Here is a 20,947-nt window from a genome sequence, read left to right as displayed (position 1 = left end):
GAGATTTATCCTTCTAAGCTGTCGGCAGTGATCTGGCCCTGTCACCTTCATTCCCAGGAGTACCCCTTCATGTCGTTGCGTTCCGTCGCCCTGTTGTCCCTGTGCGTGTTGCTGGCTGCGTGCAGCAAGCTCAACCAGGAAAACTATTCCAAGCTCAAGACCGGTATGAGCAAGGCCGAGGTCGAAAGCCTGTTGGGGAGCCCGACCGAATGTTCCGGCGCCCTCGGTGTGTCCAGCTGTACCTGGGGGGATGAGAAGACCTTCATCAGTGTCCAGTACGCAGGTGACAAGGTGTTGATGTACGCGGGGCAGGGGCTGAAATGATTCGTCGTTCGCTGCTGGCATTGGGTGCGGCGTTGCTGCTGGGTGGTTGTGCGACCCAGGACGTCGGACCGGTGCCGCCGAAGACGGTGGATCACGTCGATTTCAAGCGTTACCAGGGCAAGTGGTATGAACTGGCCCGGCTGCCGATGTATTTCCAGCGTGATTGCGCGCAATCCGAAGCGCACTACAACCTGCGCGTCGATGGCAGCGTCGGGGTGCTCAATCGCTGCCTGACCCTCGAGGGCAAATGGCAGGAAGCCAGCGGCAGCGCCACGCCGCAGGTGCCGGGCAAGACCGACAAGCTGTGGGTGACGTTCGACAACTGGTTCATGAAGTTGCCCGGGGCGCCCAAGGGCAACTACTGGGTGCTCTATGTGAGCAGCGACTACCAGACGGCGCTGGTGGGGAACCCGGACCGCAAGTACCTGTGGATTTTGTCGCGGACCCCGACCTTGCCGGCGGTGGAGCGCGAGAACCTGCTGGCCAGGGCGCGGCAGCAGGGGTATGACACGACGCGACTGGTGTGGCGGGTTGCGGATCGGGATATGGCCCGCAAACCTTGATCGGGACCGCTTTGCGGTCCTTCGCGGGCAAGCCACGCTCCTACACCGGGAACGCGAACTCCCTGTAGGAGCGTGGCTTGCCCGCGAAGGCCTGCAAAGCAGGCCCAAAATCAGCCAAGCAGATCTTTCAGGACTCCGGTAAACGCAACGGCACTGTCCTCTTCGTCGGCATGGCAGCCCTGCCTGACCACCCACCGCCCATTCACCATCACATCCCGCACCTGCCGATCCCCACCGGCAAACAGCCAGCGATTGAGAATGCTGTCGCCTTCCGCCGTGGCGATATACGGATCCACCCCATCCAGCACCAGCCAGTCCGCACGCTTGCCCACCGCCAGTTCGCCAATGGCCTGCCCCAGCGCCTGCGCGCCACCGTCCAGCGCCGCATCGAACAGCGTCCGCCCGACCATCGGCTGCGCCGCGCCATACAGGCGGTTGCGCCGCTGATCGCGCAGGCGCTGGCCGTACTCCAGCCAGCGCAGTTCTTCCACCACGCTCAGCGACACATGGCTGTCCGAGCCGATGCCCATGCGCCCACCCTGGGCGAGGAAATCCACGGCGGGGAAGATCCCGTCGCCCAGGTTCGCCTCGGTGGTCAGGCACAGCCCGGCAATCGCCCGGCTCCTGGCCATCGCCGTCACTTCATCGGCGTGCGCATGGGTGGCATGCACCAGACACCAGCGCTGGTCCACCTCGACGTTGTCGTACAGCCACTGGATCGGCCGACGTCCGCTCCAGGCCAGGCAGTCGTCGACTTCCTTCTGCTGTTCGGCGATGTGGATATGTACCGGGCAGGCCTTGTCGCTGGCGGCCAGCACGCTGGCGATCTGCTCCGGCGTCACCGCGCGCAGCGAGTGGAAGCACAGCCCCAGACCCTGTGCCGGTTGCGCGGCCAGTACCGGTTGCAGTCGCGATTGCAGATCGAGGTACTGCTCGGTGCCGTTGATGAAGCGCCGCTGGCCTTCGTTCGGTGCCTGCCCGCCGAAGCCCGAGTGGCTGTAGAGCACCGGCAGCAGGGTCAGGCCGATGCCGCTCTGGCTGGCCGCGGCGCTGATGCGGCGGGACAGTTCGGTCGGGTCGGCGTAGGGTTTGCCCTGCGGGTCATGGTGTACGTAGTGGAATTCGGCGACCGAGGTGTAGCCCGCCTTGAGCATCTCGATGTACAGCTGGCGGGCGATCACCTGCAGTTGCTCGGGGCTGATCTTGCCGACCAGGCGGTACATCAGCTCACGCCAGGTCCAGAAGCTGTCGTTGGGATTGCCGGCGACTTCCGCCAGGCCGGCCATGGCGCGCTGGAAGGCATGCGAGTGCAGGTTGGGCATGCCCGGCAGCAGCGGGCCGGTGAGTTTTTCCGCGCCGTCCGACGAAGCGTCGGCCTGGATCGAGGCCAGCAGGCCATCGGCGCCGACCTCGATCCTGACGTTTTCAGCCCAGCCACCGGGCAACAGAGCGCGTTCGGCAAAATAGACGGACATCGACACGGCACCTCGTTCTGTTTATTTGTATATACATATACAGACGTTTGCCTGCTGGGTAAACTCCGGCAAGCTACCGTTCATTCAATAGAACAAGGACTTTTCCAGTGCCGAAACCTCCTGTCTCCAAGCTGGTTGCCCAGATGGGCGAGGGGCCGGCGCCGCTGTATGCCCGGGTCAAACAGATGATCGTCCAGCAGATCGAGAGCGGCACCTGGCCGCCGCACCATCGGGTGCCCTCGGAAAGCGAACTGGTCAACGAACTGGGCTTCAGCCGCATGACCATCAACCGTGCCCTGCGCGAACTGACCGCCGAGGGGTTGCTGGTGCGCATGCAGGGCGTTGGTACTTTCGTCGCCGAACCGAAGACGCACTCGGCGCTGTTCGATGTGCACAACATTGCCGACGAGATCGCCGCCCGTGGTCACCAGCACAGTTGCCAGGTGGTGACCCTGGCCGAGGAAGTCGCCGGTTCCGAGCGTGCGGTGGCCCTGGACATGCGCGAAGGCCAGCGGGTCTTCCATTCATTGATCGTGCACTACGAAGACGGCGTGCCGGTGCAGATCGAGGACCGCTACGTCAACGCGCAGATCGCCCCGGACTACCTCAACCAGGATTTCACCCGGCAGACGCCTTACGCCTATCTGTCCCAGGTCGCGCCGCTCACCGAAGGCGAGCACGTGGTCGAGGCGATCCTCGCCGATGCCTATGAATGCAGCCTGCTGCAGATCGAACACAGCGAGCCCTGCCTGCTGATCCGCCGTCGCACCTGGTCGGGCCGCCTGCCGGTCACGGCCGCGCGGCTGATCCACCCCGGTTCCCGCCATCGCCTCGAAGGACGCTTCAGCAAATGACCGAGTTGACCCTGTTACGCGCCGCCGACTACCCGCGCATGCCGTGGAAGAATGGCGGCGGCAGCACCGAAGAGATCACCCGCGACGCCGGCCAGGGCCTCGAAGGCTTCGGCTGGCGCCTGTCGATCGCCGACATCGGTGAGTCCGGCGACTTCTCCAGCTTCGCCGGTTACCAGCGGATCATCACCGTGCTGCAGGGCGACGGCATGGTTCTGCAGGTCGATGGTCAACCGAGCCGCGCCCTGCTGCCGTTCGATGCCTATGTGTTCAGCGGCGAAAGCCAGGTCAGTTGCCGCCTGCTGGGTGGGCCGATCCGTGATTTCAACCTGATCTACGCGCCGCAGCGTTACCGCGCGCGCCTGCAGTGGTTCAGTGGCTACAGCCGGGTGTTCAGCTCCGCCTGCACGGTGCTGCTATTCAGTGCCCAGTCGTCGTTGCAGATCGGCGTCAGCGGTCATCCGGAGCAGACGCTGGGTCTGTACGACTGCCTTTATCTGCAGGACAACGAGCAACTGCGCACTCTGGATATCACCGGTCGCTGCTGCCTGATCGAACTCATCGCTGTTTCCGGGTAACGCACCACTCGCGCACACTTTGTTACCGAATGCCCCAAGGTGGCGCAATGCCGCCTTGGTCCCCAGCGCTCCCTCCCGTCTTCTCCATTCTCCTCTGCAAGATTTCCCGGCCTTGTTCCACAAGGGCTGTAGGCATGCGCCGAGTTTTTTCATGAAGCCACTTCAAGGGTTGGCAATCCAATTGCATATGCTTGTATGTACAAGTAAAGATGTGTGCGTATGAGTGGATAGGCCGTCCCCTCCGCGCTGTTCGTAAACGCCGCTGGCCCACCGCCTGGTTGGGATTGGATAGATCGCTCGAGGAGCCCTTTCGTGACTGACAACAACCTGAACAAATTCCGTGACGTCGAAATCCGCGCCCCCCGCGGCAACAAGCTCACCGCCAAGAGCTGGCTGACCGAAGCCCCGCTGCGCATGCTGATGAACAACCTCGACCCGGAAGTGGCGGAGAACCCGAAAGAACTGGTGGTCTACGGCGGTATCGGTCGCGCGGCACGCAACTGGGCGTGCTACGACAAGATCGTCGAGAGCCTGACCCACCTGAACGACGACGAGACCCTGCTGGTGCAGTCCGGCAAGCCGGTCGGCGTGTTCAAGACCCACGCCAACGCCCCGCGCGTGCTGATCGCCAACTCCAACCTGGTACCGCACTGGGCCAACTGGGAACACTTCAACGAACTGGATGCCAAGGGCCTGGCCATGTACGGCCAGATGACCGCCGGCAGTTGGATCTACATCGGTAGCCAGGGCATCGTCCAGGGCACCTACGAAACCTTCGTCGAGGCCGGTCGCCAGCACTACGACGGCAACCTCAAGGGCAAATGGGTACTGACCGCCGGCCTCGGCGGCATGGGCGGCGCCCAGCCACTGGCCGCGACCCTGGCCGGCGCCTGCTCGCTGAACATCGAATGCCAGCAGAGCCGCATCGACTTCCGCCTGTCCAGCCGCTACGTCGACGAGCAGGCCAAGGACCTCGACGACGCCCTGGACCGCATCGCCCGCTACACCGCCGAAGGCAAGGCCATCTCCATCGCCCTGCTGGGCAACGCTGCGGAAATCCTCCCGGAACTGATCAAGCGTGGCGTGCGCCCGGACATGGTCACCGACCAGACCAGCGCCCACGACCCACTGAACGGCTACCTGCCGGCCGGCTGGACCTGGGAGCAGTACCGCGACCGCGCGAAAACCGAGCCGGCCGCGGTGGTCAAGGCCGCCAAGCAGTCCATGGCCGTGCATGTGCAGGCCATGCTGGACTTCCAGAAGCAGGGCATCCCAACCTTCGACTACGGCAACAACATCCGCCAGATGGCGAAAGAAGAGGGCGTCGCCAATGCCTTCGACTTCCCCGGCTTCGTCCCGGCCTATATCCGTCCGCTGTTCTGCCGCGGCATCGGGCCGTTCCGCTGGGCCGCGCTGTCGGGCAACGCCGAGGACATCTACAAGACCGACGCCAAGGTCAAGGAACTGATCCCGGACGACGCCCACCTGCACAACTGGCTGGACATGGCCCGCGAGCGCATCAGCTTCCAGGGCCTGCCGGCGCGTATCTGCTGGGTCGGCCTGGGCCTGCGCGCCAAGCTGGGCCTGGCATTCAACGAAATGGTCCGTCGCGGTGAGCTTTCCGCGCCTATCGTTATCGGTCGCGATCACCTCGACTCCGGCTCGGTCTCCAGCCCGAACCGTGAAACCGAAGCGATGCAGGACGGTTCCGATGCCGTGTCCGACTGGCCGCTGCTCAATGCCCTGCTGAACACCGCCAGCGGTGCCACCTGGGTGTCCCTGCACCACGGCGGTGGCGTGGGCATGGGCTTCTCGCAGCACTCGGGCATGGTCATCGTCTGCGACGGTACCGACGAAGCCGCCGAGCGTATCGCCCGCGTGCTGACCAACGACCCGGGCACCGGTGTGATGCGTCATGCCGACGCCGGCTACCAGATTGCAATCGACTGTGCCAAAGAGCAGGGCCTGAACCTGCCGATGATCACCGGCTGATCCGCGTCGCGGGGGCCGTGCGCGGTCCCCGTCGCGGCGTTTCATGGAAGGGACGACCGGGCGCCTGGCCCAAGGGCCGCTGAACTGCCGATATCCACTTTCCTGTTTGGGAGCGTCATGCAATGAAAACCAACAAGACCCTGCTTGCGTCGCTGTGTGCCCTTGGCCTGTTGAGTCTGTCGGGCGGTAGCCAGGCCGCTGGCTGGTGCGAATCCGGCAAGGCGGTGAAATTCGCCGGACTGAACTGGGAAAGCGGGATGCTGCTGACCGACGTCATGCAGTTCGTCCTGAAGAATGGCTACGGCTGCGAAACCGACAGCCTGCCGGGCAACTCCATCACCATGGAGAACGCCCTGGGCACCAATGACATCCAGGTCTTCGCCGAGGAGTGGGTCGGCCGCAGCGAGGTGTGGAAGAAGGCCGAGGCCGCCGGCAAGGTGGTCGGCGTCGGCGCGCCGGTGGTCGGTGCCGTCGAAGGCTGGTACGTGCCGCGCTATGTGGTCGAGGGTGACGCCAAGCGCAAGCTGGAAGCCAAGGCGCCGAACCTCAAGGCCATCGCCGACCTGGGCCAGTACGCGGCGGTGTTCAAGGACCCGGAAGAACCGTCCAAGGGGCGTTTCTACAACTGCCCGGCCGGCTGGACCTGCGAGCTGGACAACTCAGCGATGCTCAAGGACTACGGCCTGGAAAGCAGCTACACCAATTTCCGCCCGGGCACCGGCCCGGCCCTGGATGCGGCGGTGCTGTCGAGCTACAAGCGCGGCGAGCCGATCCTCTTCTATTACTGGACCCCGACCCCGCTGATGGGTCAGGTGGACCTGATCAAACTGGATGAAAAGCCCGGTGTCGACAAGAGCGTGAGCATCAAGGTCGGCCTGTCGAAAGCCTTCCACGAAGGCGCTCCAGAACTGGTCGCGGTGCTGGAGAAGGTCAACCTGCCGATCGACCTGCTCAACCAGAACCTGGCGCGCATGACCAAGGAGCGCATCGAGTCGCCGAAGCTGGCCAAAGCCTTCCTCAAGGAACATCCTGAAATCTGGCATGCGTGGGTCAGCGAAGACGCGGCGAAGAAGATCGACGCGGCGCTCTGAGCACCTTTTCCACCTGATGAGTGATGAGTGAACCCTATGTTCCCCGAAAACTTTACCTTCTCCATCGCCGACTGGGTCAACGGCTGGGTCGATGCGCTGGTGACCAACTACGGTGATGTGTTCCGGCAGATCTCCGACACCCTGCTCTGGGCCATCGTCAACCTCGAAGGCCTGCTGCGGGCCACGCCCTGGTGGCTGATGCTGGCGGTGGTCGGTCTCATCGCCTGGCACGCCACCCGCCGTGTGCTGCCCACCGTGGTGATCGTCGGCCTACTGTTCCTGGTAGGGGCGGTGGGGCTGTGGGACAAGCTCATGCAGACCCTGGCGCTGATGCTGGTGGCGACGCTGATCTCGGTGCTGATCGGCATCCCCCTGGGCATCCTCTCGGCGCGCAGCGACCGTCTGCGCGCAGTGCTGATGCCGCTGCTCGACATCATGCAGACCATGCCCAGCTTCGTGTACCTGATCCCGGTGCTGATGCTGTTCGGCCTGGGCAAGGTCCCGGCGATCTTCGCCACGGTGATCTACGCCGCGCCGCCGCTGATCCGCCTCACCGACCTGGGCATCCGCCAGGTCGATGGCGAAGTCATGGAAGCGATCAACGCCTTTGGCGCCAACCGCTGGCAGCAACTGTTCGGCGTGCAGCTGCCGCTGGCCCTGCCAAGCATCATGGCGGGCATCAACCAGACCACCATGATGGCCCTGTCGATGGTGGTGATCGCCTCGATGATCGGCGCCCGCGGCCTCGGCGAGGACGTGCTGGTGGGCATTCAGACCCTGAACGTCGGTCGCGGCCTGGAAGCCGGGCTGGCAATCGTGATTCTCGCGGTGGTGATCGACCGCATCACCCAGGCCTACGGCCGGGCGCGGCATGAGGTGAGCAAATGAGTACGGCTGCGATGAACAAGATCGAAGTGAAGAACGTCTTCAAGATCTTCGGCGAGCGTTCCGCCGAGGCGCTGCGCCTGATCGGCGAGTCGCACAGCAAGGAGCAGGTGCTGGCCAAGACGGGCTGCGTGGTGGGGGTCAACGACCTGTCGCTGTCCATCGGCGCCGGCGAGATCTTCGTCATCATGGGCCTGTCCGGTTCTGGCAAGTCGACCCTGGTGCGTCACTTCAACCGCCTGATCGACCCCACCAGCGGCGCGATCCTGGTGGATGGCGAGGACATCCTGCAGTACGACATGGAAGCCCTGCGCCAGTTTCGCCGGCGCAAGATCAGCATGGTCTTCCAGAGCTTCGGCCTGCTGCCGCACAAGACCGTGCTGGAGAATGTCGCCTACGGCCTCAAGATCCGCGGCGAGAGCAAGCAGCTGTGCGCCGAGCGCGCGCAGCACTGGATCACCACCGTGGGCCTGAAGGGCTACGAGAAGTCCTATCCGCACCAGCTCTCCGGCGGCATGCGCCAGCGCGTCGGCCTGGCCCGGGCCCTGGCCGCGGACACCGACATCATCCTCATGGACGAAGCCTTCAGCGCCCTCGACCCGTTGATCCGCGCGGAAATGCAGGACCAGTTGCTGGAACTGCAGAAAACCCTGCACAAGACCATCGTGTTCATCACCCATGACCTCGATGAAGCCGTGCGCATCGGCAACCGTATCGCGATCCTCAAGGACGGTCGGCTGATCCAGGTCGGCACGCCGCGGGAGATTCTCCATTCGCCGGCGGACGAGTACGTCGACCGCTTCGTCCAGCGCCGCGCCGCCACCGTATGAGGACCGCCATGCCGCAAGACAAGGTCGTTATCGCCGACGCCCCGCTGCGTTGGCAGGACATCGTCGCCGTGGCCCGCCACGGCGCCAGCCTCAGCCTGTCCTACAGTGCCTGGGCGCGGATCGAGAATGCCCAGGCCATCGTCCGCCGCATCGTCGAAAGCGGCGAGCGTGCCTACGGGGTCAACACCGGCCTCGGCGCGCTGTGCAACGTCGCCCTGCAAGGCGAGCAACTCAGCCAGCTGTCGCGCAACACCCTGCTCAGCCATGCCTGTGGTGTCGGTCCGGTGCTCAGCGACGAGCAGACCCGGGCGATCATCTGCGCCGCCATCGTCAACTTCAGCCATGGCAAGTCGGGGATCCAGCGCCCGGTAGTGGAAGCGCTGCTGGCCCTGCTGGAGCGCGGAATCACGCCGCAGGTGCCGTCCCAGGGCTCGGTGGGTTACCTGACCCATATGGCCCATGTCGGCATCTGCCTGCTCGGCGTCGGCAAGGTCAGCTATCGCGGGCAGATCGTCGATGCCGCCGCGGCCCTGGCCGAGGAAGGCCTGGCCCCGGTGCAACTGGGCGCCAAGGACGGCCTGTGCCTGGTCAACGGTACGCCGTGCATGACCGGTCTGAGCTGCCTGGCCCTGGCCGACGCCACGCACCTGCTGGAGTGGGCCGATATCATCGCGGCGATGAGTTTCGAGGCGCAGCGCGGACAGATCGCCGCCTTCGACGAAGACATCATCGCCCTCAAGCCCCATCCGGGCATGCAGCAGGTCGGCGCCAACCTGCGCGCGCTGCTCGACGGCAGCGAAGTGATCGCCAGCAGCAAGGGCATCCGTACCCAGGACGCCCTGAGCATCCGTTCCATCCCGCAGGTCCACGGGGCCTCCCGCGACCAGTTGGCGCATGCCGCGCGGCAGGTCGAGACCGAACTCAACTCGGCCACCGACAATCCGCTGCTGCTGGGTACCCCGGAGGATTTCCGGGTGATGTCCCAGGCCAACCCGCACGGCCAGTCCGTGGCCATGGCCGCCGACCTGCTGGCCGTGGCGGTGGCCGAGATCGGGGCCATCGCCGAGCGGCGCCTGGACCGTCTGGTCAACCCGCATGTCAGCGGGCTGCCGGCGTTCCTGGTCAGCGAGCCGGGGGTCAATTCCGGGATGATGATCGTCCAGTACGTCGCCGCTTCGCTGTGCGCCGAGAACCGCCAGTTGGCGCAGCCGGCGGTGGTCGACAACTTCGTCACCTCGGGCCTGCAGGAAGACCACCTGAGCCTCGGCACCAGTGCCGCGCTCAAGCTGCACAAATCCCTGGAAAACTGCACGCAGATCCTCGCCATCGAGTACCTGCTGGCGGCCCAGGCCTTCGAATTCCTCAAGGAGCAGCGTTTCGGCGCGGGCACCGGACGCGCCTGGCAACTGCTGCGCGAACGGGTTCCGGCCTACCTGCAGGACCGTTGGCTGGCGCCGGATATCGCCACCACGGCCGCGCTGCTCAAACAGCCGCAACTGCCCCGGCACGTCCTGCCGGCGCTGCTCTGAAACCACGACAAGGAGCCAGAACATGCACATTTTCAATTTGATCCCCGGCCAGGCCACCCTCGCCGACCTGCGCGCTGTCTACGAGAAGCCCGCGCGCCTGAGCCTGGTCGCCAGCGCCGCGGCGCAGATCGACGCCAGCGTCGCCTGTGTCGAACAGATCCTCGCCGAAGACCGTACCGCCTACGGCATCAACACCGGGTTCGGCCTGCTGGCCTCGACCCGCATCGCCAGCCACGACCTGGAAAACCTCCAGCGCTCGCTGGTGCTGTCCCACGCCGCCGGCATCGGCGCGCCGCTGGATGACGCCATGGTGCGGCTGATCATGGTGCTCAAGATCAACAGCCTGAGCCGGGGTTTCTCCGGGATCCGGCGCAAGGTGATCGACGCGCTGATCGCCCTGGTCAACGCCGAGGTCTATCCGCACATTCCGTTGAAAGGCTCGGTGGGCGCCTCCGGCGACCTCGCGCCGCTGGCGCACATGTCGCTGGTCCTGCTCGGCGAAGGCAAGGCGCGCTACAAGGGCGAATGGCTGCCGGCGGTTGAAGCCCTGGCGGTGGCCGGCCTGGAGCCGCTGACCCTGGCGGCCAAGGAAGGGCTGGCGCTGCTCAACGGCACCCAGGCCTCGACCGCCTACGCCCTGCGTGGCCTGTTCGAAGCCGAGGACCTGTTCGCCGCCGCCGTCGCCTGCGGCGGCTTGACCGTGGAAGCGGTGCTCGGCTCGCGTTCGCCGTTCGATGCGCGCATCCATGCCGCCCGCGGCCAGCGCGGGCAGATCGATGCCGCTGCCTGCTACCGCAACCTGCTCAGTGACGGCAGCGAGGTGTCCGCCTCCCACGAAAACTGCGGCAAGGTCCAGGATCCGTACTCGCTGCGCTGCCAGCCGCAGGTCATGGGCGCCTGCCTGACCCAGCTGCGTCAGGCCGCCGAAGTGCTGGCCGTCGAGGCCAACGCGGTGTCCGACAACCCGCTGGTGTTCGCCGAGCAGGGTGACGTGATTTCCGGCGGCAACTTCCACGCCGAACCGGTGGCCATGGCCGCCGACAACATGGCCCTGGCCATTGCCGAGATCGGTTCGCTGAGCGAGCGCCGCATCTCGCTGATGATGGACAAGCACATGTCGCAACTGCCGCCGTTCCTCGTGGAAAACGGCGGGGTCAACTCCGGCTTCATGATCGCCCAGGTCACCGCCGCGGCCCTGGCCAGCGAGAACAAGGCGCTGTCCCATCCGCACAGCGTCGACAGCCTGCCGACCTCGGCCAACCAGGAAGACCACGTGTCCATGGCCCCGGCCGCCGGCAAGCGCCTGTGGGAGATGGCCGAGAACACCCGCGGCATCCTCGCCATCGAATGGCTCGGCGCCTGCCAGGGGCTCGACCTGCGTACCGGGCTGAAGACCTCGGTCAAGCTGGAGCAGGCCCGCAAGGTGCTGCGTGATCGCGTGCCGCATTACGACAAGGACCGCTTCTTCGCCCCGGACATCGAGATCGCCGTGCAACTGCTCGCCGAAGCCCGCCTGACCGGTCTGCTGCCGGGCGGCGTGCTGCCAAGCCTGTCGTGAGCGAGGAAACCGGCATGAAGACCCTCTGGCGGCACTGTCATGTGGCGAGCATGGCCCAGGGCAACTACTCGATCATCGAGGACGCGGCGATCGTCAGCGAGGCCGGGCGCATCGTCTGGATCGGCCCGCGTCAGTCGCTGCCGGAGCTGGCGGTGGAACGGCAGGTCGACCTGGGCGGTGCCTGGGTCACCCCTGGCTTGATCGACTGCCACACCCACACGGTGTTCGGCGGCAACCGCAGCGGTGAATTCGAACAGCGCCTGCAGGGTGTCAGCTACGCCGAGATCGCCGCCCAGGGCGGCGGCATCGCCAGCACCGTGCGCGCCACCCGCGCGGCCAGCGAGGATGAACTGTACGCCAGCGCCCTGCGTCGGGTGCGGGCGCTGATGCGCGATGGCGTGACCACCCTGGAGATCAAGTCCGGCTACGGCCTGGATCTGGACAACGAGCGCAAGATGCTCAAGGTCGCCCGTCGTCTTGGCGCGACCCTGCCGCTGACCGTGCGCGCCACCTGCCTGGCGGCCCATGCCTTGCCACCGGAATACAAGGAGCGCAGCGACGACTACATCACCCATATCTGCGACGTCATGCTCCCGGCGCTGGCCGCCGAGGGGCTGGTGGATGCGGTGGATGCCTTCTGCGAGTACCTGGCGTTTTCGCCGGAGCAGGTCGAGCGGGTGTTCATCAAGGCACGGGAGCTGGGGCTGCCGGTCAAGCTGCATGCCGAGCAACTTTCGTCCCTGGCCGGCTCCAGCCTGGCGGCGCGCTATCACGGGTTGTCCGCCGATCATCTGGAGTTCATGACCGAGGACGACGCCATCGCCATGGCCGCCGCCGGTACAGTCGCCGTGCTGCTGCCCGGTGCCTTCTATTACCTGCGTGAAACCCAGTTGCCGCCGATGGACGCCCTGCGCAAGCACGGGGTGAAGATTGCCATCGCCAGCGACCTCAACCCCGGCACCTCACCGGCGCTGTCGCTGCGCCTGATGCTGAACATGGCCTGCACCCTGTTCCGCATGACCCCGGAGGAAGCCCTGGCCGGCGTCACCGTGCATGCCGCCACGGCACTGGGGCTGGGTGACAGCCATGGCTCGCTGGAGGTGGGCAAGGTCGCCGACTTCGTCGCCTGGGATATCGAGCGCCCGGCCGACCTGGCGTACTGGCTGGGTGGCGAACTGGACAAGCGCGTGGTGCGCCACGGCGTCGAACTGACTGATTGAGGCAACGACGATGGACAAGGTTCTGAGTTTTCACCAGGGCACGCTGCCGCTGCTGATCAGCATGCCCCACGCCGGACTGAAACTGACTCCGGCGGTGCGCGACGGGCTGGTGGCGCCCGCGCGCAGCCTGCCGGACACCGACTGGCATATCCCGCAGCTGTACGACTTCGTTCGGGAGCTGGGGGCGAGCGTGGTGGCGGCCGAGTATTCGCGATTCGTCATCGACCTGAACCGGCCCGAGGACGACCAGCCTTTATATGTGGGTGCGACCACCGGGCTGTATCCGGCGACGCTGTTCGATGGCAGCCCGCTGTTCGAGGAGGGCAGGGTGCCGTCCGTCGAGGAGCGGGCCGGTTACCTGGAAGGGATCTGGCGGCCGTATCACGACACCCTGCGCAACGAGCTGGCGCGGCTGAAAGAGAAGTTCGGCTATGCGCTGCTGTGGGATGCCCATTCGATTCGGTCCCATGTGCCGCATCTGTTCGACGGCAAGCTGCCGGACTTCAACCTGGGCACCTTCAATGGTGCGAGCTGCGACCCGCAACTGGCTGCGCGGCTGGAAGCGGTGTGCGGTGAGGCGCAGGGCTACAGCCATGTGCTGAACGGGCGCTTCAAGGGTGGGCATATCACCCGGCATTACGGTGATCCGGCGAACGATATCCATGCGGTGCAACTGGAGCTGGCGCAGAGCACTTATATGGAGGAGGTGGAGCCGTTCACCTATCGGGATGACCTGGCAGGGCCGACGCAGGTCGTCCTCCGGCAATTGCTGGAAGCAACCCTGGCCTGGGCCAAAGGCTGACGCGAACACGATTGCCCAACCCCCGTAGGAGCGTGGCTTGCCCGCGAAGGACCGCGCAGCGGTCCCTGTTCCTGATCTACAGACAGACCCATGCTCTCTCCTGGCGGCAGATAGGGAACCGGGACCGCTGCGCGGTCCTTCGCGGGCAAGCCACGCTCCTACAGAGCATCGCGGTCAGTCTGCAGAACAGTTGACCCATGGGGGCATGCTCAAAGCGCAATTCGGGTTTATGATGCCCAACGGCAGAATAATTCCCACACGGAGTGCGTAATGCAGACCTTGTACCCACAGATCAAACCCTACGCCCGGCACGATCTGGCAGTCGAAGCACCGCATGTACTGTACGTCGATGAAAGTGGTTCCCCGGAAGGTCTGCCGGTGGTGTTCATTCACGGTGGCCCTGGCGCCGGGTGCGATGCCCAGAGCCGCTGCTACTTCGACCCCACCGTCTACCGCATCATCACCTTCGACCAGCGCGGCTGCGGCCGCTCCACGCCCCACGCCAGCCTGGAAAACAACACCACCTGGCACCTGGTCGAAGACCTGGAGCGCATTCGCAAGCACCTGGGCATCGAGAAATGGGTACTGTTCGGTGGCTCCTGGGGCTCCACGCTGGCCCTGGCCTACGCCCAGACCCACCCCGAGCGCGTCCATGGCCTGATCCTGCGCGGCATCTTCCTCTGCCGTCCGCAGGAGATCGACTGGTTCTACCAGAGCGGTGGCGCCAGCCGCCTGTTCCCCGACTACTGGCAGGACTACATCGCGCCGATCCCCCAGGAAGAACGCAACGACCTGGTCCAGGCCTTCCACAAGCGCCTCACCGGCAACGACCAGATCGCCCAGATGCACGCCGCCAAGGCCTGGTCGACCTGGGAAGGCCGCACCGCCACGCTGCGTCCCAACCCGCTGGTGGTCGATCGCTTCTCCGAGCCGCAGCGCGCGCTGTCGATCGCCCGGATCGAATGCCACTACTTCGTCAACAATGCCTTCCTCGAAGAAAACCAGCTGATTCGCGACATGCCGAAGATCGCCCACCTGCCGGCGGTGATCGTGCATGGCCGCTATGACGTGATCTGCCCGCTGGACAATGCCTGGGAACTGCACCAGGCCTGGCCGAACAGCGAACTGAAGGTGATCCGCGACGCCGGTCACGCTGCCTCCGAGCCAGGCATCACCGACGCGCTGGTGCGCGCCGCCGACCAGATGGCCCGGCGCCTGCTCGACCTGCCGCTGGACGAAGCGTGAAGGGTTTGCTGCAACGCGTGCGGGGCGCACGCGTGGAAGTGGAGGGCGAGATCGTCGGTTCCATCGACCAGGGCCTGCTGGTGCTGGTCGCGGTGGAACCGGGGGATACCCCCGAGCACGCCGACAAGCTCCTGCACAAGTTGCTCAACTACCGGGTCTTCAGCGATCCGCAGGGCAAGATGAACCTGTCGCTCAAGGATATCGACGGCGGCCTGTTGCTGGTGTCGCAGTTCACCCTCGCCGCCGACACCCGCAGCGGCCTGCGCCCGAGCTTCTCCAGCGCCGCCTCGCCAGCCCTCGGCGCCGAGTTGTTCGACTACCTGCTGGCGCAGGCAAGGCTCAAGCACGGGACTGTCGGCAGTGGCCGCTTCGGTGCCGACATGCAGGTCCATCTGGTCAATGATGGTCCGGTAACATTTATGTTACAAATATGACGTCAAAAAACCCCCTGTTTGCAGGAAAACAAGGGGATTCACAGCAAAAATAGTTGGCCGGCCCTGATGCGTTGTAACGCAGCCTGCTAGATAATCGCGCGCTACGTGGGCCGACGTTCGACGGCCTGTTTCACTCTGACTCGAGAACTGTCCGGAACCGTTTGGGGAATCATTGAGCCCTTTCGGAGTCCGAACAGTGCTCGCCAACCCGGCATGTGTCGCTGGCCGTTGGTTCTTTAGATCTGTTTTCGGCGAGGGTTGCTCGTGATTGTAAGTCCCTTTGATGCTCCAAGAACGCCTGCCAATCGGCTGCGCAAGGCTCTGCTCGCAGGTTCGGCACTGGTCTGCCTGCTCGGCGCCGGCCAGCTCTGGGCGTTCAACCTTGACGACGTGGCGGCCAAGGCGAAGGACCTGGCCGGGCAGAAGTACGAAGCACCGAAAAGCAACCTGCCGGCGGTCTTCCGCGACATGAAGTTCGGCGATTACCAGAAGATCCATTTCCGCTCCGAGAAAGCCGAGTGGGCGGACGACAAGACGCCGTTCAAGCTGTCCTTCTATCACCAGGGCATGCACTTCGACACGCCGGTGAAAATCAACGAAGTCACCGCCACCACCGTCGAAGAAATCAAGTACGACCCGAGCCGCTTCGACTTCGGCGACCTGCAGTTCGACGCCAAGGCCACCGAGCAGCTGGGCTATGCCGGTTTCCGCGTGCTGTACCCGATCAACAAGGCGGACAAGCAGGACGAGATCATGACCCTGCTCGGCGCCAGCTATTTCCGTGTGGTCGGTAAGGGCCAGGTGTATGGCCTGTCCGCCCGCGGCCTGGCCATCGACACCGCGCTGCCGTCCGGCGAAGAGTTCCCGCGTTTCACCGAGTTCTGGGTCGAACGCCCGAAAGCCGCCGACAAGCACCTGGTGATCTACGCCCTGCTGGATTCACCGCGTTCCACCGGTGCCTACAAGCTGATCCTGCGTCCGGGCAGCGACACCATCGTCGACGTCGAGTCCAAGGTGTTCCTGCGCGACCACGTCAGCCGCCTGGGCATCGCTCCGCTGACCAGCATGTACCTGTTCGGCAGCAACCAGCCGTCGCGCGTGCCGAACTACCGTCCTTCGCTGCATGACTCCGAAGGCCTGTCGATCCATGCCGGCAACGGCGAGTGGCTGTGGCGTCCGCTGAACAACCCGAAACACCTGGCCGTGAGCAACTTCAGCGTGGAAAACCCGCGCGGCTTCGGTCTGCTGCAGCGCAATCGCGATTTCAGCTTCTTCGAAGACCTGGACGACAACTACCAGAAGCGTCCGAGCACCTGGATCGAACCGAAAGGCGACTGGGGCAAGGGTACCGTCGATCTGGTCGAGATCCCGACCGCCGACGAGACCAACGACAATATCGTGGCCTTCTGGAGCCCGGAAAAACTGCCTGAGCCAGGTACCCCGATCGAGTACCAGTACCGCCTGCACTGGACCATGGACGAGTCGGCATTCCACTCGCCGGATCTCGGTTGGGTCAAGCAGACCATGCGTTCCACCGGCGACGTCAAGCAGTCCAACCTGATTCGTCAGCCGGACGGCAGCGTGGCCTTCCTCGTCGACTTCGAGGGCCCGGTGCTGGCCAAGCTGCCGGAAGACACCGCGCTGCGCAGCCAGATCAGCGTTGGCGACAACGCCGAAGTGGTGGAGAACAACCTGCGCTACAACCCTGAAATCAAGGGCTGGCGCCTGACCCTGCGGATGAAGGTCAAGGATCCGGGGAAGGCTGTGGAAATGCGCGCCGCGCTGGTTCGCGACGTACCGGTCGAGCCGGTCAAGGCCGAACCGGCCAAGCAGGAAAAACAGGACAAACCCGCGAAGCATGACAAGGCCGCCGCCAAAGCCGCGAAAGCCGAAGCACCTGCCGAGCAGCCAGCCGCCGAAGCGGCGCCCACCCCCGAGGCCCCGGCCACCACCGAACAGGTGCTGACCGAGACCTGGAGCTATCAGTTGCCAGCCGATGAGTAACTCTTGCGCACGGCCAGAATCGCTTGCCGAATACCTGGCCCATCTACCCCTGAGCGACGAGCAGCGTGCCGAACTGGCCAGCTGCTCCTCGTTCAGCGAGCTGCACCAGCGCCTGTCCGCACAGTCGGGCGCCACCGCCGAGCCTGCCCAGGGCTCGGTCGGCGGCCGCCTGAACCTGCTCAGCGCTACTGATATGGAAGAGGCCGAGATGCTCGGTCTCGATGCCAGCGGCCGGGTCTGCCTCAAGGCGACCCCGCCGATCCGCCGGACCCGGGTGATTCCCGAGCCGTGGCGGACCAACATCCTGGTTCGCGCCTGGCGCCGGATGACCGGGCGCACCAATGCGCCGGCCCCGGAGAAGCGCGAGCTGCCGGCCGCGCGCTGGCGCTGGGTCGGCTCGATGCGCCGCTACATCCTGCTGGCGCTGATGGTCGGTCAGACCCTGGTCGCCGGCTGGTACATGAAGGGCATCCTGCCGTACCAGGGCTGGTCGTTCGTCGACCTCGACGAAGTCCTGCACCAGCCGCTGCTGCAGACCGCCACCCAGGTCTGGCCGTATGCGCTGCAGACCACCATCCTGATCCTCTTCGGCATCCTCTTCTGCTGGGTCTCGGCGGGCTTCTGGACCGCCCTGATGGGCTTCCTCGAACTGCTCACCGGACGCGACAAGTACCGCATTTCCGGGAGCAGCGCCGGTAACGAGCCGATCGAGAAGGGCGCGCGCACCGCGCTGGTCATGCCGATCTGCAACGAAGACGTGCCACGGGTGTTCGCCGGCCTGCGCGCGACCTTCGAGTCGGTGGCCGCCACCGGCGACCTCGACCGTTTCGACTTCTTCGTCCTCAGCGACACCAACGACACCGACATCGCCGTGGCCGAACAACAGGCCTGGCTGGACGTGTGCCGCGAGGCCAAGGGCTTCGGCAGGATCTTCTACCGTCGCCGCCGTCGTCGCGTGAAGCGCAAGAGCGGCAACCTCGATGACTTCTGCCGCCGCTGGGGCAGCGACTACCGCTACATGGTGGTCCTCGACGCCGACAGCGTGATGAGCGGTGAATGCCTCACCAGCCTGGTGCGCCTGATGGAAGCCAACCCGGACGCCGGGATCATCCAGACCGCGCCGAAGGCCTCGGGCATGGACACCCTGTATGCGCGCATGCAGCAGTTCGCCACTCGCGTCTACGGCCCGCTGTTCACCGCTGGTCTGCACTTCTGGCAGCTGGGTGAGTCGCACTACTGGGGGCACAACGCGATCATCCGCATGAAGCCGTTCATCGAGCACTGCGCCCTGGCGCCGTTGCCGGGCAAGGGTGCCTTCGCCGGCGCGATCCTTTCCCACGACTTCGTCGAAGCCGCGCTGATGCGCCGTGCCGGCTGGGGCGTGTGGATCGCCTATGACCTGCCGGGCAGCTACGAAGAACTGCCGCCGAACCTGCTCGACGAGCTCAAGCGCGACCGCCGCTGGTGCCACGGCAACCTGATGAACTTCCGCCTGTTCTTGGTCAAGGGCATGCACCCGGTGCACCGCGCGGTGTTCCTCACCGGGGTGATGTCGTACCTGTCGGCGCCGCTGTGGTTCTTCTTCCTGGTGCTGTCGACCGCGCTGCTGGCGACCAACACCCTGATGGAGCCGCAGTACTTCCTCGAACCGCGGCAGTTGTACCCGCTGTGGCCGCAGTGGCACCCGGAAAAAGCCATCGCGCTGTTCTCGACCACCATCGTCCTGCTGTTCCTGCCCAAGCTGCTCAGCGTCATCCTGATCTGGGCCAAGGGTGCGAAAGAGTACGGCGGACGGATCAAGGTCACCCTGTCGATGCTCCTGGAGATGCTCTTCTCCATGCTGCTGGCGCCGGTGCGGATGATCTTCCACACCCGTTTCGTCCTCGCCGCCTTCCTCGGCTGGGCCGCGACCTGGAACTCGCCGCAGCGTGACGACGACTCCACGCCGTGGAGCGAAGCGGTGCGCCGCCATGGTCCGCAGACTTTGCTCGGCGTGGCCTGGGCGCTGCTGGTGGCCTGGCTGAACCCGAGCTTCCTGTGGTGGCTGGTGCCCATCGTCGGTTCGCTGACCCTGTCGATCCCGGTCTCGGTGATCTCCAGCCGGGTCAACCTGGGCCTGCGCGCCAAGGACGAGAAGCTGTTCCTCATCCCCGAGGAGTACGCCACGCCGCAGGAACTGCTGGCCACCGACCAGTACACCCACGAAAACCGCTGGCACGCGCTGCACGACGGTTTCGTCCGGGCCGTGGTCGACCCGCAGCAGAATGCCCTGGCCTGCGCCCTGGCCACCGCCCGCCACGGCGTCGCCGAGCCGATCGAGGCGCTGCGCGCCGAGCGTATCGCCAAGGCCCTGCAGGTCGGCCCGTCCGGCCTCGACGGCGCGACCCGCCTGGCCCTGCTCAGCGACCCGGTCGCACTGTCGCGTCTGCACGACAGCGTCTGGGCCGAGCACAACGCGGCCTGGTTGGACGTCTGGCGTGCGTCGATCGCCAACGATCCGCACTCGCCACTGCTGCCGTTGCACCCAGAGCCGGTGCTGCAGCCGAGCCTGGCCAGCGCTTGATCCGCAACGGGGCGACTTCGGTCGCCCCGTTCGCTTTTTCTGGTATCAATAAGTAACAAAGTCGTCACGGACGCTAGGTCCCGTGCCGCTCATGCGTTAGCATCCCACCCCGACTATGGCGCGATCCCTGTAGGACTTTTCGCGCACACAATAAAATTAGAGCGTTTTCTTGTTGGGGGAACCTGGTGATGTTCAAAAAGTATCTGTCGATGCTGCTGGCCGGCGTCGCCGCCACTGTCGCGGTCAGCACCGCACAGGCCGGCGTGATCGATGACGCGGTCAAGCGCGGCACCCTGCGCGTAGGCATGGACCCGACCTACATGCCGTTCGAGATGACCAACAAGCGCGGCGAGATCGTCGGTTTCGAAGTGGACATCCTCAAGGCCATGGCCAAGTCCATGGGCGTCAAGCTGGAGCTGGTCTCCACCGCCTATGACGGCATCATCCCGGCGCTGATGACCGACAAGTTCGACATGATCGGCAGCGGCATGACCCTGACCCAGGAACGCAACCTGAAGCTGAACTTCAGCGAACCCTTCATCGTCGTCGGCCAGACCCTGCTGATCCGCAAGGAGCTGTCGGACAAGATCAAGTCCTACAAGGACCTGAACAGCGCTGAATACCGCCTGACCTCCAAGCTGGGCACCACCGGCGAAATGGTCGCCAAGAAGCTGATCGGCAAGGCCCAGTACCACGGCTACGACAACGAGCAGGAAGGCGTGATGGACGTGGTCAACGGCAAGGCCGATGCCTTCGTCTACGACGCGCCGTACAACGTTGTCGCGGTGACCAAGGTCGGCAACGGCAAGCTGGTCTACCTGGACGAGCCGTTCACCTTCGAGCCCCTGGCCTTCGGCCTGAAGAAAGGCGATCACGACAGCCTGAACTTCATCAACAATTTCCTGCACCAGATCAAGCACGACGGCACCTACGATCGAATCCACGACAAGTGGTTCAAGAAGACCGAGTGGCTGAAGGACATGGAATAAACGGCAACTGCAGG

At 65.0% G+C, this 20,947-nt stretch carries 18 protein-coding genes; 17 read left to right on the top strand and 1 reads right to left on the bottom strand.

The window, feature by feature from the left end; translation table 11 throughout:
* Positions 1-69: 69 nt before the first annotated feature.
* A complete protein-coding gene (bamE, locus tag CHB99_RS03075; protein WP_042120514.1) occupies positions 70-324 on the top strand; it encodes an outer membrane protein assembly factor BamE domain-containing protein in 255 nt (84 codons plus the stop codon).
* Positions 324-887, top strand: a complete 564-nt coding sequence (locus CHB99_RS03070) for a lipocalin family protein (RefSeq protein WP_042120664.1) — start codon at positions 324-326, stop codon at positions 885-887. The genes bamE and CHB99_RS03070 overlap by 1 nt, the downstream gene beginning before the upstream one ends.
* A 110-nt stretch (positions 888-997) precedes the next feature.
* Here CHB99_RS03070 and CHB99_RS03065 read toward each other — a convergent pair whose 3' ends face one another.
* The gene (locus tag CHB99_RS03065) at positions 998-2,362 is read right to left on the bottom strand and encodes a formimidoylglutamate deiminase (protein ID WP_042120512.1); all 1,365 of its coding nucleotides are present in this window, start codon (positions 2,360-2,362) and stop codon (positions 998-1,000) included.
* Positions 2,363-2,505: 143 nt separating this feature from the next.
* Here CHB99_RS03065 and hutC point away from each other — a divergent pair, with 143 nt between their 5' ends.
* The 15 genes from hutC to CHB99_RS02990 all read left to right on the top strand — a co-directional run bounded on the left by hutC (position 2,506) and on the right by CHB99_RS02990 (position 20,933).
* A complete protein-coding gene (gene hutC / locus CHB99_RS03060; protein ID WP_042120663.1) occupies positions 2,506-3,216 on the top strand; it encodes a histidine utilization transcriptional repressor HutC in 711 nt (236 codons plus the stop codon).
* Positions 3,213-3,791, top strand: a complete 579-nt coding sequence (locus tag CHB99_RS03055) for a HutD/Ves family protein (protein WP_042120511.1) — start codon at positions 3,213-3,215, stop codon at positions 3,789-3,791. Before hutC ends, CHB99_RS03055 begins: the two co-directional genes overlap by 4 nt.
* A gap of 312 nt (positions 3,792-4,103) precedes the next feature.
* Entirely contained in the window at positions 4,104-5,783 is a 1,680-nt protein-coding gene (hutU, locus tag CHB99_RS03050; protein ID WP_042120510.1) for a urocanate hydratase, read from the top strand.
* A gap of 122 nt (positions 5,784-5,905) precedes the next feature.
* On the top strand, positions 5,906-6,874 hold the full coding sequence (locus tag CHB99_RS03045) for an ABC transporter substrate-binding protein (protein ID WP_042120509.1): 969 nt from the start codon (positions 5,906-5,908) through the stop codon (positions 6,872-6,874).
* 36 nt (positions 6,875-6,910) lie between these two features.
* Positions 6,911-7,762, top strand: coding sequence for an ABC transporter permease (locus tag CHB99_RS03040; protein ID WP_042120508.1), 852 nt, complete (start codon positions 6,911-6,913; stop codon positions 7,760-7,762).
* Positions 7,759-8,589, top strand: a complete 831-nt coding sequence (locus tag CHB99_RS03035) for a quaternary amine ABC transporter ATP-binding protein (protein WP_084702422.1) — start codon at positions 7,759-7,761, stop codon at positions 8,587-8,589. Before CHB99_RS03040 ends, CHB99_RS03035 begins: the two co-directional genes overlap by 4 nt.
* A gap of 8 nt (positions 8,590-8,597) precedes the next feature.
* Positions 8,598-10,118, top strand: a complete 1,521-nt coding sequence (hutH, locus tag CHB99_RS03030) for a histidine ammonia-lyase (protein ID WP_042120506.1) — start codon at positions 8,598-8,600, stop codon at positions 10,116-10,118.
* 22 nt (positions 10,119-10,140) lie between these two features.
* Positions 10,141-11,676 carry a histidine ammonia-lyase gene (gene hutH / locus CHB99_RS03025; RefSeq protein ID WP_042120505.1) on the top strand — a complete coding sequence of 512 codons (1,536 nt, stop codon included), beginning with the start codon at positions 10,141-10,143 and terminating at the stop codon, positions 11,674-11,676.
* A gap of 14 nt (positions 11,677-11,690) precedes the next feature.
* Positions 11,691-12,896 carry an imidazolonepropionase gene (hutI, locus tag CHB99_RS03020; protein ID WP_042120504.1) on the top strand — a complete coding sequence of 402 codons (1,206 nt, stop codon included), beginning with the start codon at positions 11,691-11,693 and terminating at the stop codon, positions 12,894-12,896.
* 10 nt (positions 12,897-12,906) lie between these two features.
* Entirely contained in the window at positions 12,907-13,698 is a 792-nt protein-coding gene (gene hutG / locus CHB99_RS03015) for an N-formylglutamate deformylase (protein WP_042120503.1), read from the top strand.
* A 270-nt stretch (positions 13,699-13,968) separates the two neighbouring features.
* On the top strand, positions 13,969-14,943 hold the full coding sequence (gene pip, locus CHB99_RS03010) for a prolyl aminopeptidase (RefSeq protein ID WP_042120501.1): 975 nt from the start codon (positions 13,969-13,971) through the stop codon (positions 14,941-14,943).
* Positions 14,940-15,377: a D-aminoacyl-tRNA deacylase gene (gene dtd, locus CHB99_RS03005; RefSeq protein WP_042120499.1), complete on the top strand. Its 438-nt coding sequence runs from the start codon at positions 14,940-14,942 to the stop codon at positions 15,375-15,377. The genes pip and dtd overlap by 4 nt, the downstream gene beginning before the upstream one ends.
* A 264-nt stretch (positions 15,378-15,641) precedes the next feature.
* On the top strand, positions 15,642-17,381 hold the full coding sequence (locus CHB99_RS03000; RefSeq protein ID WP_042120498.1) for a glucan biosynthesis protein G: 1,740 nt from the start codon (positions 15,642-15,644) through the stop codon (positions 17,379-17,381).
* Positions 17,374-19,944 (top strand): glucans biosynthesis glucosyltransferase MdoH, encoded by a 2,571-nt coding sequence (mdoH, locus tag CHB99_RS02995; RefSeq protein WP_042120497.1) that lies wholly within the window; start codon positions 17,374-17,376, stop codon positions 19,942-19,944. Before CHB99_RS03000 ends, mdoH begins: the two co-directional genes overlap by 8 nt.
* A 188-nt stretch (positions 19,945-20,132) precedes the next feature.
* Positions 20,133-20,933, top strand: a complete 801-nt coding sequence (locus tag CHB99_RS02990) for a transporter substrate-binding domain-containing protein (protein WP_042120495.1) — start codon at positions 20,133-20,135, stop codon at positions 20,931-20,933.
* The last annotated feature ends 14 nt before the right edge of the window (positions 20,934-20,947 follow it).

Origin of the sequence: Pseudomonas japonica (genome assembly GCF_900188455.1) — a bacterium.
Taxonomy (GTDB): domain Bacteria; phylum Pseudomonadota; class Gammaproteobacteria; order Pseudomonadales; family Pseudomonadaceae; genus Aquipseudomonas; species Aquipseudomonas japonica.
Note: the sequence above shows the minus strand (reverse complement) of the source record. Positions and strands in the feature narration are given on the sequence as shown.